This is a genomic window from Mediterraneibacter sp. NSJ-151, from assembly GCF_022487435.1.
Lineage (GTDB): Bacteria > Bacillota > Clostridia > Lachnospirales > Lachnospiraceae > Schaedlerella > Schaedlerella hominis.
The window spans coordinates 1-15159 of record NZ_JAKVPP010000003.1 but is presented as its reverse complement, the minus strand read 5'-3'; the positions used below and the strand labels follow the sequence as shown (position 1 = coordinate 15159).

The 15159-nt window shown below is 35.8% G+C and carries 15 protein-coding genes; 2 read left to right on the top strand and 13 right to left on the bottom strand.

The features are described 5' to 3' along the window. Positions 1-24: 24 nt before the first annotated feature. Both rpmI and infC read right to left on the bottom strand, forming a co-directional pair. Positions 25-222 carry a 50S ribosomal protein L35 gene (rpmI, locus tag LQE94_RS03465; protein ID WP_022076030.1) on the bottom strand — a complete coding sequence of 66 codons (198 nt, stop codon included), beginning with the start codon at positions 220-222 and terminating at the stop codon, positions 25-27. 39 nt (positions 223-261) lie between these two features. Further along, on the bottom strand, positions 262-756 hold the full coding sequence (gene infC / locus LQE94_RS03460; RefSeq protein ID WP_022076031.1) for a translation initiation factor IF-3: 495 nt from the start codon (positions 754-756) through the stop codon (positions 262-264). A gap of 407 nt (positions 757-1163) precedes the next feature. On the opposite strand from infC, the gene LQE94_RS03455 reads away from it, so the two are divergent. Further along, positions 1164-2531 (top strand): spore germination protein, encoded by a 1368-nt coding sequence (locus LQE94_RS03455; RefSeq protein WP_240577024.1) that lies wholly within the window; start codon positions 1164-1166, stop codon positions 2529-2531. Between the two features lie 46 nt (positions 2532-2577). Here LQE94_RS03455 and LQE94_RS03450 read toward each other — a convergent pair whose 3' ends face one another. The 9 genes from LQE94_RS03450 to cls all read right to left on the bottom strand — a co-directional run bounded on the left by LQE94_RS03450 (position 2578) and on the right by cls (position 11454). Beyond that, positions 2578-3090: a hypothetical protein gene (locus LQE94_RS03450; RefSeq protein ID WP_022076033.1), complete on the bottom strand. Its 513-nt coding sequence runs from the start codon at positions 3088-3090 to the stop codon at positions 2578-2580. Positions 3091-3144: 54 nt separating this feature from the next. Then, a complete protein-coding gene (locus LQE94_RS03445) occupies positions 3145-4320 on the bottom strand; it encodes an aminotransferase class I/II-fold pyridoxal phosphate-dependent enzyme (RefSeq protein WP_240577023.1) in 1176 nt (391 codons plus the stop codon). A 42-nt stretch (positions 4321-4362) separates the two neighbouring features. Continuing rightward, positions 4363-5289, bottom strand: a complete 927-nt coding sequence (gene metA / locus LQE94_RS03440; protein ID WP_022074618.1) for a homoserine O-acetyltransferase MetA — start codon at positions 5287-5289, stop codon at positions 4363-4365. 2 nt (positions 5290-5291) lie between these two features. Beyond that, on the bottom strand, positions 5292-6680 hold the full coding sequence (locus LQE94_RS03435; RefSeq protein ID WP_240577022.1) for an AI-2E family transporter: 1389 nt from the start codon (positions 6678-6680) through the stop codon (positions 5292-5294). A 181-nt stretch (positions 6681-6861) separates the two neighbouring features. Further along, the gene (locus tag LQE94_RS03430) at positions 6862-7185 is read right to left on the bottom strand and encodes a DUF1540 domain-containing protein (protein ID WP_240577021.1); all 324 of its coding nucleotides are present in this window, start codon (positions 7183-7185) and stop codon (positions 6862-6864) included. Between the two features lie 67 nt (positions 7186-7252). Then, positions 7253-7768, bottom strand: a complete 516-nt coding sequence (locus tag LQE94_RS03425; protein ID WP_240577020.1) for an SEC-C metal-binding domain-containing protein — start codon at positions 7766-7768, stop codon at positions 7253-7255. Between the two features lie 405 nt (positions 7769-8173). Further along, a complete protein-coding gene (locus LQE94_RS03415) occupies positions 8174-8341 on the bottom strand; it encodes a hypothetical protein (protein ID WP_240577019.1) in 168 nt (55 codons plus the stop codon). Positions 8342-8487: 146 nt separating this feature from the next. Then, positions 8488-9768, bottom strand: a complete 1281-nt coding sequence (locus LQE94_RS03410; RefSeq protein WP_240577018.1) for an adenylosuccinate synthase — start codon at positions 9766-9768, stop codon at positions 8488-8490. A 126-nt stretch (positions 9769-9894) separates the two neighbouring features. Further along, complete coding sequence (cls, locus tag LQE94_RS03405; protein WP_240577017.1) at positions 9895-11454, bottom strand: cardiolipin synthase; 1560 nt, start codon at positions 11452-11454, stop codon at positions 9895-9897. A 177-nt stretch (positions 11455-11631) separates the two neighbouring features. On the opposite strand from cls, the gene LQE94_RS03400 reads away from it, so the two are divergent. Beyond that, the gene (locus LQE94_RS03400) at positions 11632-11835 is read left to right on the top strand and encodes a hypothetical protein (protein WP_022076411.1); all 204 of its coding nucleotides are present in this window, start codon (positions 11632-11634) and stop codon (positions 11833-11835) included. Positions 11836-11874: 39 nt separating this feature from the next. On the opposite strand, the gene pdxR is transcribed toward LQE94_RS03400, so the two are convergent. Together pdxR and LQE94_RS03390 are read right to left on the bottom strand one after the other, a co-directional pair. Then, on the bottom strand, positions 11875-13284 hold the full coding sequence (gene pdxR / locus LQE94_RS03395) for a MocR-like pyridoxine biosynthesis transcription factor PdxR (RefSeq protein WP_022076412.1): 1410 nt from the start codon (positions 13282-13284) through the stop codon (positions 11875-11877). A gap of 5 nt (positions 13285-13289) precedes the next feature. Then, a complete protein-coding gene (locus tag LQE94_RS03390; protein WP_240577016.1) occupies positions 13290-14960 on the bottom strand; it encodes a glutamine--tRNA ligase/YqeY domain fusion protein in 1671 nt (556 codons plus the stop codon). Positions 14961-15159: the final 199 nt, after the last annotated feature.

Below are 15159 nucleotides of genomic sequence, written 5' to 3'. Positions count from 1 at the left end.
ATCCTCCTTCAATACTTTCAAATCTTACAGATATGGTAAAACTTTCTTCATGTTCTTTACGTTTGTTGCATCTGTGATTGTAGACTTTCTAAGATTTCTTTTTCTCTTAGTTGTCTTCTTTGTTAAGATATGGCTCTTGTAAGCTTTATTTCTTTTCAGTTTTCCTGTTCCTGTTGCTTTGAAACGTTTTGCTGCCGCTCTATTTGTTTTAATTTTTGGCATGATGATTTCCTCCTTTATCGTTGCTTCTGTTTTTTATTTTTAACGTTTTATAGTTAAAACCATGCTCATGTTCCGGCCTTCCATCTTTGCCGGCTTCTCGACTGTTGCTACATCCTCAAGCATAGCTGCAAAATCATCAAGAATATGCTTGCTCTGCTGTACATGTGCCATTTCTCTTCCTCGGAAACGAAGTGTAACCTTTACTTTATTTCCTTTTGTGATGAATTTCTTCGCATTATTCACCTTTGTATTCAAATCATTTGTATCGATATTCGGTGACAAACGCACTTCTTTAACTTCAACAGTCTTCTGTTTTTTCTTTGCTTCTTTTTCTTTTCTTGTCAGCTCATATTTGTATTTTCCATAATCGATAATCTTACATACCGGTGGCTTTGCTGTTGGTGCAATCTTGACAAGGTCAAGTTCTGCTTCCTGTGCAAGCTTAAAAGCTTCTCTTGCTGACATGACTCCCAGCTGTTCTCCGTCTTCACTAATCAGACGAACCTCTCTGTCTCTAATCTGTTCGTTAATCATTAAATCGCTAATTGTCGTATACCTCCGTCAAATGAATTTCCTTTAGGTTGTTTGTTTGCGAAACATATTTTTGAAACAAAAAAATCGAGTGAATCTGCTCCACCCGAATCAATACATCTATCTTTCAAAAGATAAAATCATCAATATCAAACCAGTAGTCACTTACTTGTGCTATGGTGAGAGTGGATACTCTTCTTTCTTTTGCCTCATGCAGATATTAATTTATCACACTTCACCACAAATGTCAATATGTAAATTATTTTTTTAGCATGATTTTTAATATTTCTTAATATCCTTCTCGTAAAGCATAACAGACCTTTTGCAAAATGTAAAGACAGCGAATAATTCTTTTGTGCTGAGGGGATTCTATAATTATTGTAATGAATCAAAAGAAAGAGGCTTATATTATGATTACTAAATTTCAAGGACAAATGACTTCATCGTTTTATGAAAACATTAAATACATGGATACAACGCTTCCAATCCATGAAAGTTTTGATATAATCCGCCGCAGTATCAAAATCGCAGACAAACAAGCAGTCTTCTATTTTATTGATGGTTTTACCAAAGATGAAACTCTGTTAAAAATACTGGATTCTTTATACAAATTAAAATCAGATGAACTACCCTCTGATGCCACATTATTTGCAGAATGCCTTATTCCACACGCAGAAATAGACATCATACAGGATTACGATGAAATTATAAGAGATGTTCTTTCAGGAATAACATGTTTATTTATAGAAGGATATTCTTTCTGCTTTGCAATTGATTGCAGAACATACCCTTCTAGAAATGTTGACGAACCAGAAAAGGACAAATCTCTTCGTGGCTCACGTGATGGTTTTGTTGAAACAATTGTATTTAACACAGCTTTAATCCGAAGAAGAATCCGTGATCCCCACCTTATTATGGAAATTACAGAGGGTGGTCAGACTTCTCGGACAGATATCGCAATTTGCTATATGAAAGACCGGGTTAACCAGCCCTTACTTGAAGAAATCAAAAACATCCTCCAAAATATGCAAGTAGATGATCTTCGCATGAATCAGCAAAGCCTTGCTGAAGCAATGTTCAGACGGAAATGGTTTAACCCTTTTCCAAAATTTAAGTTCTCTGAACGTCCTGATACTGCTGCCGCCTGTATTTTAGAAGGAAAAGTTGTAATTCTAGTCGACAATTCTCCTTCAGCAATGATTTTGCCAACTTCCGTCTTTGATATGGTAGAAGAAGCAAATGATTACTATTTTCCAAAAATCACCGGTATCTATCTGAAATTTTCACGTGCATTGATTTCTTTTGGAACTGTATTTTTAACTCCGGTATTTTTGTTGTTTATGCAAAATTTAGAATTGCTCCCTGATATTTTTTCCTTTGTTGTGGTACAAGATACTGTAAACATTGCCCTCTTTTATCAATTTTTAATCTTAGAATTATCGATTGATGGTTTACGGCTTGCAGCCTTAAATACACCCAGTATGCTAAGTACTCCGCTTAGTGTGATTGCCGGTATCGTAATGGGAGAATTTTCAGTACAATCCGGCTGGTTTAATTCCGAAGTAATGCTATACATGGCTTTTGTTGCTGTAGCAGACTACACCCAGCCCAATTACGAACTTGGTTATGCATTAAAATTCATGCGTTTAATTCTTTTAATTATGACAGCTTGTTTTAATATTATAGGTTTTGTTATCGGTTGTATCATCGTCGCATGTTTTCTTATTTTCAATCGCACGATCACCGGAAGAAGCTATATAAAAATCAATAAAAATTAAAAAATCGACTGTTGCATCACCATTTTTGCAACAGTCGATCTATTTTCTATTTTGTAGTACTTCCAAATCCACCATTTCGAATATCTGTTACATCATCATCTACTGTAATTCCATATTCAACAAATATCCCCTGCATAAAACCATTTCCCGCTGAAATCTGTACTGTCTTACCTTCATTTGTATCATTCGTAAGCTTTGCAAAAATATGTCCTTCATTATCCGAATAAAAATAATCACTATCGATAATGCCAACCGTATTATTTAACTGTAAACGGAATTTGAATCCAAGTCCACTTCTAGGATAACATTTCAAAACCCAATTTGGTTCCATCTCAACTCGAACGCCTGTTGGAATCTTTATTGTCTCGCCTGGCTGAAGACAAATATCCATCGGTGCGTAGAAATCGTATCCTGCCGAACCTGCAGTTGCTCTTTTAGGTAACGAGATATTCTCATAGATTTTTTTAATCTCTGCTTCACTTGTTTCCTCAAAAGTATCCTTCCAGTCATTTACGAATCTTTCTTCACTTACTTTATGAAATTTTGCAATTCGCTGCATACTGCCATTCTCCCATCTAACGTATTAAATATTTTTCTTGTAAATATTTTGTATCTATTTTGAAAATATATTTGATTCTTCCAACACTGATAACAACTCTGAAATCGTTTCTTCGCCAACTACCAAAGCCATTCTCACATAACCTTCCCCTCTACTGCCAAAAGCATTTCCAGGTGTAACAATAACGCCTGTTTTCTCCATTAAATCCAGGCAAAATTCAACAGATGATTTATATTTTTCCGGAATTTTTGCCCACACAAACATTGTGCCTTGGCTATCCGGTACATCCCACCCAATTGAGCGTAAACCACCACAAAGCATTTTATTTCGCTTTTCATACTCCTGACGTTGTTCTTCTACCACATCAAGCGGTCCTGTCAATGCCGCAATTGCTGCATATTGAACAGGAAGAAACACTCCATAATCTATCTGTGAACGAAAAACCTTTAATTTATTTATAATCTGCTTATTTCCTACCACAAAAGAGATTCTTGCTCCTGTCAGATTAAAAGACTTTGACAAGGAATAAAACTCAACTCCCACCTCTTTTGCACCATCAAACGATAAAAAGGAACGTCCTTGTTTTCGTGTATAAATAATATCGGAATAAGCATTATCATGAATGATAATAATGTCATGCTCTTTTGCAAATATTATCAGGCGTTCATAAAATTCATCCGGCGCACATACACATACCGGATTTAACGGATAAGATACAATCATATATTTTGTCTGCGCAAGTATCTCTTCCGGTATTGCATCCAAGTCTGGCAGATACCCATTTTCCTCTTTAATCGGATAATACTCTATCTTTGCATCAGCCATCATTCCACTTGTTTCAAACAATGGATACCCTGGATTTGGCACAAGGATTGTATCTCCCGGATTACACAAAACCATTCCTATATGTGCCATGCCTTCTTGTGAACCATTTACTGAAGTAATTTCATCTTTTTCAACATTCACATTAAAACGACGTTTATAATGAAATTGAAGTGCCTCTAACAATTCCGGCCTGTCTTCCAATGAATATTTATAATTCTCCGGATTCTTGCATGCATCCTCCATTGCTTTCATAATATGCGGTGCCGGTGGAAAATCAGGTGTTCCGACCGATAAGTTATACACTTTTCTTCCTCTCCGGATAAGTTCTGCTTTCTTTTGATTCAGCGTGGCAAATACACCTGTTTTTAATGCATTTACCTTATCTGAAAAATATGTATCTTCCATTATATCTTCCTCGTAATACTCTTATCTTGTTTTTACACATTCTTAGCTAAAATCCGGTGCTCCGTACAGATTATATGGAGTCACCTGATATACGTAATAATTCAGCCAGTTACTATATAAAGTATTTGCGTGCGATCTCCACAGCAAATTTGGTTTATTGTCCGGATTATTATCCGGATAATAGTTGATTGGTATCTGGATATCCAATCCTTTTGCGCAGTCTCGCTTATACTCTGTATCCAATGTCATACGATCATATTCAGGATGTCCCATAACAAAAACCTGTTTTCCCTCTTCTGCCATACACAAGAAAACACCTGCCTCATCTGAATCAGCAAGGATTCTAATACGGTCATCGGCCTCCAGTTCTTTTAAAGGAACCTCAGTATGTCTGGAATGTGGTGCATAAAATATATCATCAAACCCACGTACCAGCGGAATCTTACGATCACGTACATGATGTGGAAACACACCAAACTTCTTTTCCGATAACATCACCTTATCAATCCCATAGTGATAATAAATTCCAGCCTGCGCTCCCCAACATAAATGAAGTGTTGATGTGACATTTGTTTTCGTCCACTCCATAATTTCTTTTAATTCTTCCCAGTAGTCAACCTCTTCAAACGGCATCTGCTCTACCGGTGCCCCTGTAATAATAAATCCATCAAATTTTTTATTCTTAATACTTTCAAACGACTCATAAAATTTATAAATATGACTGGTTGAAGTATTTTTAGAAACATGGCTGCTAACTCTCACAAATGTCACGTCAACCTGCAACGGTGTATTAGACAACGACCGCAGTATCTGAAGTTCCGTATCCTCCTTTAATGGCATCAGATTCAAAAGTCCGATGCTGATTGGACGTATCTGCTGATGTGCCGCACGATATTCATCCATTACAAATATATTTTCTTGTTCCAGTATTTCTTTTACCGGTAAATCATTTTGTACTCGAATTGGCATTTCTATTCCCCTTTATATTTTTTAAATTCATTTCTGTCAGAATGAACGTATGTCCCGTCTGTGTCCACATAACTCAACTCATCATAACACGATGCCTCTATCGGCAGATTCTTTTTCTCCAGATTATGGTTTATAAGCATTGTCACAATATAAGACAATACTGCAAATGTAGGCACACCAAGAATCATTCCTGGTATTCCAAACAAACCTCCTCCTAACAAAATCGAAAACACAACCCAAAAAGCCGACAGACCTGTCGAATTTCCGATAATTTTAGGTCCGATAATATTTCCATCTATCTGTTGTAAAATCAAAATAAAAATTAAAAAGTACAGACCCTTTATCGGATTTGAAAGAGTGATCAAAATCGCACTCGGTATCGCCCCTATATATGGACCAAAAAACGGAATTACATTTGTAACACCTACAATCACACTGACAAGTAATGCGTATGGCATCTTTAATATACTCAGACCAATAAAGCACAATATTCCAATAATAACAGAGTCAATGATCTTCCCGATAATAAACCCGCCAAAGATTTCATTGCTTTTAATCGTCAGATGCAAGATCATATTCGCAGAATTTGGTTTGAAAATCGCGTAAACTATCTTTTTTGCCTGCTGGGAAAATACTTCTTTCCCCCAAAGCACATAAACAGAGATGATGATTCCAATAATTCCGTTAAACAATTCTTTTACAACATTAATCACTCCAACTGTCAGGTTAGACATTACAACATTAACTTGTTCTAATAAATCTGTCTTCATCCAATTTTGAATAAAATCCGTCGCCTGCATGAGTACATTTGTAAAAAGCTGTCCGGTAGTAGTATCTTTTGACATCATCTTTGTAATTTGATCAACTGCTGTATTCAACTGGCTCGGAACTGTGGATACCATGTTCCAAATACTCTTATATAATTCTGGAAGCATCATATTGCACAGTGCTGTAATAATTGAAATCAACAAAACAACCGCAACAAATATACCTGTACCTCTTGAAATCTGCGCTGCTTTTTTACTATTTGGAAAATGTTTATTGATATGTGGAATCAAATATTCATCTACTTTTTTTACAATTGGGTTTAAAAGATACGCAATCGCAAACCCATATATTATAGGCTTAAGTATTCCCAATACAAGATAAATAACATTTGAAATCCTTTCCAATCGTAAAAGTGCAAAATAAATCAAAAGGCAGACTATAACTACCAACAGTAGGGTTAGCCCCTGACTAAATTGTTGTTTCAATTTTGAAGGTCCATTGTTTCCAAATTTAGGTCTATTAATATAATACCCGCTGTTCTCAACCGACTTTTTCTTTTCTTTTTCTTTCACTTTATCGTCTTTTTTTGTGACATCTTTATCTTTCTCAGCTGACTGATCCATAGCGTATTGTCACCCTTTCTTTCATGAAATCTTTATTTTTATGCATTAAGAAGATTATAACGCGGCAAAGATATTACGTCAACAACAGTATAACATCAAATATGTCAAATACTAGGAAATAGAATTTTCTGTGCAATAAAAAATCCAGGAATTTCTTCCTGGATTAATCATACTTATCGTTTTAGCAATCGCATGTAAATGTCGCACATTCTGTTCCATCACAATCACATGCATTACTTCCTTCTACGCTGATTTTCCCTGCATGGCAGGCATAATGTTCGTTATACATACACTCTGTTGCCTTACAGTCAATCTTTGTCAAATCTGAAGCCTGACCTGTCATGCTGGAATTGGAATATGAATCTCCTGTCCGTTCCTGAAAACTGTCGCAACAAGTTTCACTTGTTGTTCTGGCATCATGACCTCCAACTTCAATACTATCCAGGTCACATAAAAATTTCTGATTGTGTACACATGTCTGTACAGTACATCTTAAATCTGGCATAATAAAAGTTCCTCCTTTTTTTGAACTCCCTCTTATTATGTCTTAATTCACATCATATTATGCACAATTAGATATTACGTCCACAACATTTTTTATATTTTTTTCCACTTCCACATGGACATGGATCATTTCTTCCGATTTTTTTCTCTTTACGGATTGTTCCTGACTGTTTTTGTTCTCTGTAAAGACGTTTCTTTGTTTCTTCATCAAAAATATCATCCCACTGTGGCAATCCATACAGCCAGTCTGCTTTTGCATCAATCATATTCTTATAAAGTAATTCTTTATCGAATACTAAATTAATTTCAGTGTCTTCTGTCATTGTCTCAATTGGATTGGCAACTTTTAAGCTGTCATTGATTCCATCCAAGAATCCAACCATTGTCATAACATTCTGTCCATATTTTGCTGCCACTTCTTTTAAAGTTCCACGAACCTCTTCGTCTGGATTCTTTAAAAGTTCTACATAAATATCTTTCTCAATTGTAAAATATTTACTCCAGAAATTTTCTAATTCTGTTTTGCTTAAGCTCTGATCATACGCAGTAGCTCTCCACTGTTCTAATAAACTTTTATCGCTCATCGTATTTAACTCCTTTATCTAAGTAATAACTCGTCTTTTAATATTCTATGTCAATTCACAATGATTTGCAACTAAAATATTTCTTTTATCGTTTAAACATTCTTCATAATACCCAGAAATTGTTTGTATTTTCTTAATAATTCAGCTATAATGCTTACAGTACTTTTTAGAAAGGATTGATTCTATGCACAAATTAACTCGGATATTTGCTCTGATAGGTGCCATCCTCTTAGCGGGACTTTATATCTGCACCTTAATATTGGCACTGATTGACTCAGCTTATACATCAGATTTATTAAAAGCAGCTATTGCTTCCACAATTATCTTACCGGTTTTATTATATGCTTATATTCTAATTTATCGTTTAGCAAAGCATTCCGATGATTCTCCTGAAAAATAATTTTTTTACACATATAACATTTCTAATTCCATAACAATACAGTTTTGAGGTATTGTTATGGATTTTATTTGCTCTTCCGACCGATTTTTGTAAAGCAATCCCTTTTTCATTAAATATTCTTCTGTTGAAATGACTTTTTGTTTTTGTTTAATTTTCATGCTGTTTTGCTGCATATCAACATCTCCTCCTTTTTACTTCAGCTCTATCATTATATTAGCCGAACAATAAAAATATGCCGGAAATTATTTTTTATAAGAATATTAACGCACATTTCCCCGCAAAAAAAGTGCCAGAAAAACTTCTGACACTTTTTGCATTCTTATTTATTTCTATAAATAATATCATCTCGTCCTGGTCCGTTGCTGACCATAGTGATTGGATATCCAATCTGCTCCTCAATAAATTCAATGTATTTACGGCAGTTTTCCGGAAGGTCCTCATATTTTTTGATACCACGAATATCCTCTTTCCAGCCTGGAAGCACTTTGTATACTGGTTTTGCTTTCTCAAGCAAATGTGTTACAGGAAATTCTGTCGTCACTTCTCCGTTAATCTCATATCCAACGCAAACCGGAATCTCTTCAAGATATCCAAGTACATCTAAAACTGTAAATGCAACATCTGTTGCTCCCTGCATTCTGCATCCATATTTAGAAGCAACACAGTCAAACCATCCCATACGTCTTGGACGACCTGTAGTAGCTCCAAATTCACCGCCATCTCCGCCGCGTTTTCTCAATTCATCTGCTTCATCACCAAAAATCTCACTTACAAAAGCACCTGCTCCTACAGCACTCGAATATGCTTTACATACAGTGATAATCTGTTTAATTTCATATGGTGGAATTCCTGCACCGATTGCACCATATGCAGCCAGTGTAGAAGATGACGTAACCATTGGGTAAATTCCATGATCTGGATCTTTCAATGAGCCCAGCTGTCCTTCAAGAAGAATGTTTTTTCCTTCTTTAATTGCATTATGAAGGAACAACGATACATTACATACATATGGTTCTACCATTTTCTTATATTCCATCAATTCGTTATATAAATCATCTGGATTCAATAATGGTTTATGATATAAGTGCTCCAACAATACATTTTTCTGTTCTGCGATTCGAACAACTTTTTCTTTAAGCAAATCATCATCAAACAATTCACTTACCTGAAAACCAATCTTAGCATACTTATCTGAATAAAAAGGTGCAATTCCTGATTTTGTAGATCCAAATGATTTTCCTGCCAGACGTTCTTCCTCGTAAGCATCAAACAGTTTATGATAAGACATCACAATCTGTGCACGATCTGATACAAGAATCTTTGGAGCCGGAACTCCTTTTTCTACTATAGACTGAATCTCTCCAAATAATTTTGGAATATCTAATGCTACTCCATTACCAATAATACTTGTTGTATGATCATAAAACACACCTGAAGGCAGAGTATGCAGAGCAAACTTTCCATAATCATTCACGATTGTATGTCCTGCATTAGCTCCTCCCTGAAAACGAACGATAATATCTGATTCTTTTCCGAGCATATCGGTAATCTTACCTTTTCCTTCATCGCCCCAGTTCGCTCCAACCACTGCTTTAACCATATCAAATCCTCCTGCGTATTTGAACTTTTTAATTCTTATTAGGTACTCTTATTAATGAGCCACCTAATGAATTATACTATATTTTTCAAACAAAGTAAAATCTTTTTTACGAAATTTTGCTGGTTTTTACATTAATGGTGCAATTAACCGCAATACTCGTCCACAAATAAACATAAACGGACTTATTTTTTTAACATCTGCAACTGATACCCTTTCGCATTGCGTCAATGTCTTTTGGAAATCTGCCTCCACATCATGTACGATTGGATTATTATAAATAAATGTCCCGCACTCAAAATGAAGAAACAAACTACGATAATCCAAGTTAATCGTTCCAACTGTTGCTGTATCATCATCGGACACAAATATTTTTGCATGTACAAAACCTGGCGTAAACTCATATATTTTCACTCCGGCTTCGATAAGTTCTTCATAGTATGTCTTTGCCACCGCAAATGCATACCACTTATCCGGAATATGCGGCATAATAATTTTTACATCGATTTCACTTTTTGCAGCGCGGCATAAAGCATCCAGCATTTCGCGATCCAGTATTAAATATGGCGTCATAATATGCACATATTTCTTGGCATGATTTAAAATATGGCAATAAACTTCTTCACCAACATTTTCATGATCATATGGACTGTCTGCATATGGAATAACAAACCCTAATTCTCTTTTCAGTTCTGTTGACATGTCTGTCAAATATGATTCATACTGTTCCGGAAGCAGCTCCGTTGCATTCCACATCTGTAAAAACATCATTGTCAAACTCTGCACCGCATCACCTTGAAGCATGACAGCTGTATCTTTCCAATAGCCAAAACGTTCTTTTTTATTTATATACTCATCTGCAAGGTTAATTCCGCCTGTAAATCCTACCTTTCCATCAATAACACAAATCTTACGATGATCACGGTTATTCTGTACGGTTGACAAAACCGGTCGGATTGGACTAAACATTTTACATTTAATACCATAGCGTTGGATTTCCTCTGGATATTTGTATGGAAGCAGAGAAATGCTGCACATACCATCATACATAAAACGAACTTCTACGCCCTCTGCCACTTTCTGCTTCAAAATCTCAAGTATTGATTCCCACATATATCCTTCCGCGACAATAAAATACTCTAAAAAAATATATTTTTGAGCCGTTTTCAACTGTTTTAAAAGCTCCGGAAATTTTTCTTCTCCGCAACTAAAATACATTGCTTTTGTATTGCGATATGTTGGGTAATGCAGCTGATTCGCCATATATCTGGCAAGATTTGCGTTGGCTGGCTTACTAACCTGCAATTCTTCTACAATTTCCTTTTGTTGTTTCAAATACGGCCAGGTTTCCATCTGAACATCACACAACCGTTTGCCAAACATCCTCGTTCCAAGTTCAAGTTTTACATAAACATAAAACAAACATCCAAATACAGGAAAGATTAAAATCAATAGCATCCATGTGCATGTAAATTCCGGACATGTTTTATCATTTATGATATATACGACAATTAAAATCTGAGCAATCAGCTCTAATGAATACACATATACCGCATAATCCCGCAGAATTGTAGACAGTACAAACATTGCTCCCAGTTGTAGTAAAATCAATAATAAAACTAATGCTGTACGGCTGAAGACAATTTCCAGTATTTTATTTTTTGCTTTTTTCACCGCTGGATGATTCATCATTCTCCTCCTGTTAGGTTCACCTGCCTTGTATAATACCGCATATTATAGCACGATTTTTGTGCTTGGGCAAATTCTCTTATGCAGAAAATCCAAGAAAGAATTGTATTTTACCCCAAAAAGTATTAAAATACATTAAGATTCAAGATTATTTCTGATTGAAAGGGGATCAAAACCATGAATAAATTTATAAAATTGCTTTCTAGATGTCTGCTTGCCGGAATAGGTATTGGTATTTCCGTTTATGCTTTCAAAAAGTACTTTTCACATGAGCATACAGAAGATGATATTTTTGAAGAAGACGATTTTGATTTAGACAACGATCTTCAGCCAGTGAAAGAACGGGAATATGTTTCTTTAAAAAGAGATGAAAACCTTTAATTATGAAAAAAGACGCATAAAGTAAGAAAAAAACTTACTTTATGCGTCTTTTTCTGTCCATGCTTCTTTTAACAATCGCACTGCCTCAACAATACTTTTCTCCTGCATATTTGCATATCCAAGAAGAATCGTAGCCTGTTTTTGCATCTGTTGTTTAACATAGTATTCTGACAATCCGTACACTTTCACGTCTTTATCCGCTGCTCTTTGAATCAACTCTGTCTCCGACATTTTATTCTTACAATGTAGTAACAAATGCACTCCTGCATTTTCTCCTGAAATATCAAACTGCGTTCTGAGACATTTTAATGATGCAAGCAATCTGTCATGACGCCCTTTGTATAAGGCCCTTGTCTTGTTCAAATGCCGCTCATAATATCCTTCTTCAATAAATTTCTGTAATATAAGCTGATCCACTTTTGAAACAGTTGAATTTAAAAATCCGCTTTTTTCCCAATATTGTTGAAGTAATATGCGAGGTAATACAATATAACTTACACGTATTGCAGGTGCTATAGATTTCGAAAAGGTTCCCACATAAATTACTTTTTCATGATTATCATATCCTTGTAATGCTGGGATAGGTTTCCCTTTGTAACGGAATTCACTGTCATAATCATCCTCTATAATATACCTGTCTGCTTTCTTTTCTGCCCATTGAAGGAGCTCTAGTCTGCGTTTTACCGGCATAACAATTCCAAGTGGATATTGATGCGATGGCATAACAAATGCAATGTCAGCATTCGACTGCTCCAGTTTTGAAACATCCATCCCCTGTTCGTCTATATCTACCGTGCATGTCTCGTATGACAAATTATAAAACAACTGATAGTCTCGTTTATAAGTCGGATTCTCAAATGCAATTTTATGGTGATTTCCCATTACCGTTGTAAGAACCATATATAGATAATCATTTCCTGCGCCTACAATAATCTGATCAGGCGAGCAGTTAACACCTCTCGCCTGATGTAGATAATTGCATATCGCATTTCTCAATCCCAGTTCCCCCTGCGGGTTTCCCAGCCGAAACATTTCAGCTTTATCGTCTGCCAAACATTCCTTTGATAATTTTCTCCATGCATTATAAGGGAATCCTCTTAAATCCACCCCATTGGGAGTAAAATCATACAAATACTGTCTCTTTTGCGACTGTTCTTTCTCCTGATACTCTCTCGAACTATTCTTAATTTGATATAATCCTTTAATATCTGTTACATAATATCCCTTATAAGGTACTGCCTTCACATATCCTTCTGAAAGTAATTGTTCATATGCCAGTTCCACTGTACTTCTACTTACTTCTAAATATTTACACAACGATCTTGTTGAAGGCAGTTTCTCGCTGCTCTTCATACGTCCGTTCTGAATATCTTCTTTGATATATGAATAAATCTGTTCATATAATGGTTTGCCTGATTTTGGCTGTAAGCTAATTGTTAATTCATTCATAAACCTTATTTCTTTGGAAGTTTAAATGAACTCTTCAATGAAACAATGCGGTTAAACACCAGATTCTCTGTTGTTGAATCCTTCGCATCAATACAGAAGTAACCTGTTCGTACAAACTGGAAGCTATCATATGCTTTCGCATCCTGAAAACTTGGTTCTACATAGCATTCTTTTAAAATTGTCAATGAATTTGGATTCAAGTTCAAAGAACCATCTTCTTTGTTATATACACCCTTCTCTTCATCAACAAGATTCTCATACAATCTCACTTCTGCTTTTTGAGCTGTTGGCGCTGCTACCCAGTGAATTGTTCCTTTCACTTTTCTTCCTGTAAAGCCGCTTCCACTCTTTGTTTCCGGATCATAAGTACAATGTACAACTGTAACATTACCATCTTCATCCTTCTCATATCCAACACATTTAACAAAATATGCTGACATCAGGCGGACTTCATTATCTGGAAAGAGTCGGAAATATTTCTTCGGTGGTTCTTCCATAAAGTCATCTCGTTCAATATAAAGTTCACGGCAGAATGGTACTTTTCTTGTTCCAAGCTCCTCATTTTCAAGATTGTTAGGTACATCCAGATATTCAATCTGTCCTTCTGGATAATTATCGATAACAAGTTTGATAGGATCTAATACTGCCATCATTCGAGATTTTTTCAACTTCAGATCTTCACGGATACAATACTCTAACATTGCATAATCAACCGAACTCTGTGCCTTTGAAATTCCGCACATTTCAATAAACATCTTAATTGATTCCGGTGTGAATCCTCTTCTTCTAAGTGCTGCAATGGACACAAGACGTGGATCATCCCAGCCATCTACAATCTTGTCTTCTACCAGCTTCTTAATATAACGCTTACCAGTCACTACATTTGTCAGATATAATTTTGCAAACTCAATCTGTCTTGGCGGCATAGTAAATTCACATTCTCTTACTACCCAATCATACAATGGTCTGTGATCTTCAAACTCCAATGTACAAATAGAATGTGTGATTCCTTCGATTGCATCCTCAATTGGATGTGCAAAATCGTACATCGGATAAATACACCACTTATCTCCTGTATTGTGATGCGTCATATGTGCAACACGATAAATAACAGGGTCTCTCATGTTAATATTTGGTGATGCCATGTCAATCTTAGCACGAAGTACTTTTGTTCCATCTTCATACTTGCCCTCACGCATCTCTTCAAACAACTGAAGATTCTCTTCTACACTTCTGTTGCGGTATGGACTTTCTTTTCCAGCTTCAGTTAAAGTTCCTCTATACTGACGGATCTCTTCCGCTGTCAGATCACACACATATGCTTTTCCTTTTTTTATCAATTTCACTGCGCAATCATACATCTGATCAAAATAATCTGATGCAAAATATAAATGTTGCTTCCAGTCAGCTCCTAGCCATTTGATATCTTCTTTGATCGAATCTACGAATTCCATCTTCTCTTTTGTCGGATTCGTATCATCAAAACGCATGTGAAATTCCCCATCATATTCCTGCGCTAATCCATAGTTCAGCAAAATAGATTTCGCATGTCCAATATGCAAATATCCATTCGGCTCCGGTGGGAATCGTGTACACACATGATCATATACACCTTCCGCCAGGTCTTTATCTATTTCCTGTTCTATAAAGTTTTTTGAAACAGTTTCGTTCTCCATAGTTGCCTCCTACTATCGTAAAATCTGCAATTGATTTTACCATAAATCAGATATGACAGCAAGATGATTTTCAGAAAAACCAGGGTTGTTTCATGAACTATCCATGGGCAGATCTAACTTATTGCATCCTTGCTATCACATCTCTCATATTGTTTCTGATTCATTGGTCATGTAAAAAAGCGCAAATTAACTCTATATC

What these genes read in the sequence shown, in the direction of transcription:
- rpmI (WP_022076030.1), bottom strand. Translation starts at nt 222, where the DNA reads ATGCCAAAAATTAAAACAAATAGAGCGGCAGCAAAACGTTTCAAAGCA.
- infC (WP_022076031.1), bottom strand. Translation starts at nt 756, where the DNA reads ATGATTAACGAACAGATTAGAGACAGAGAGGTTCGTCTGATTAGTGAA.
- LQE94_RS03455 (WP_240577024.1), top strand. Translation starts at nt 1,164, where the DNA reads ATGATTACTAAATTTCAAGGACAAATGACTTCATCGTTTTATGAAAAC.
- LQE94_RS03450 (WP_022076033.1), bottom strand. Translation starts at nt 3,090, where the DNA reads ATGCAGCGAATTGCAAAATTTCATAAAGTAAGTGAAGAAAGATTCGTA.
- LQE94_RS03445 (WP_240577023.1), bottom strand. Translation starts at nt 4,320, where the DNA reads ATGGAAGATACATATTTTTCAGATAAGGTAAATGCATTAAAAACAGGT.
- metA (WP_022074618.1), bottom strand. Translation starts at nt 5,289, where the DNA reads ATGCCAATTCGAGTACAAAATGATTTACCGGTAAAAGAAATACTGGAA.
- LQE94_RS03435 (WP_240577022.1), bottom strand. Translation starts at nt 6,680, where the DNA reads ATGGATCAGTCAGCTGAGAAAGATAAAGATGTCACAAAAAAAGACGAT.
- LQE94_RS03430 (WP_240577021.1), bottom strand. Translation starts at nt 7,185, where the DNA reads ATGCCAGATTTAAGATGTACTGTACAGACATGTGTACACAATCAGAAA.
- LQE94_RS03425 (WP_240577020.1), bottom strand. Translation starts at nt 7,768, where the DNA reads ATGAGCGATAAAAGTTTATTAGAACAGTGGAGAGCTACTGCGTATGAT.
- LQE94_RS03415 (WP_240577019.1), bottom strand. Translation starts at nt 8,341, where the DNA reads ATGCAGCAAAACAGCATGAAAATTAAACAAAAACAAAAAGTCATTTCA.
- LQE94_RS03410 (WP_240577018.1), bottom strand. Translation starts at nt 9,768, where the DNA reads ATGGTTAAAGCAGTGGTTGGAGCGAACTGGGGCGATGAAGGAAAAGGT.
- cls (WP_240577017.1), bottom strand. Translation starts at nt 11,454, where the DNA reads ATGAATCATCCAGCGGTGAAAAAAGCAAAAAATAAAATACTGGAAATT.
- LQE94_RS03400 (WP_022076411.1), top strand. Translation starts at nt 11,632, where the DNA reads ATGAATAAATTTATAAAATTGCTTTCTAGATGTCTGCTTGCCGGAATA.
- pdxR (WP_022076412.1), bottom strand. Translation starts at nt 13,284, where the DNA reads ATGAATGAATTAACAATTAGCTTACAGCCAAAATCAGGCAAACCATTA.
- LQE94_RS03390 (WP_240577016.1), bottom strand. Translation starts at nt 14,960, where the DNA reads ATGGAGAACGAAACTGTTTCAAAAAACTTTATAGAACAGGAAATAGAT.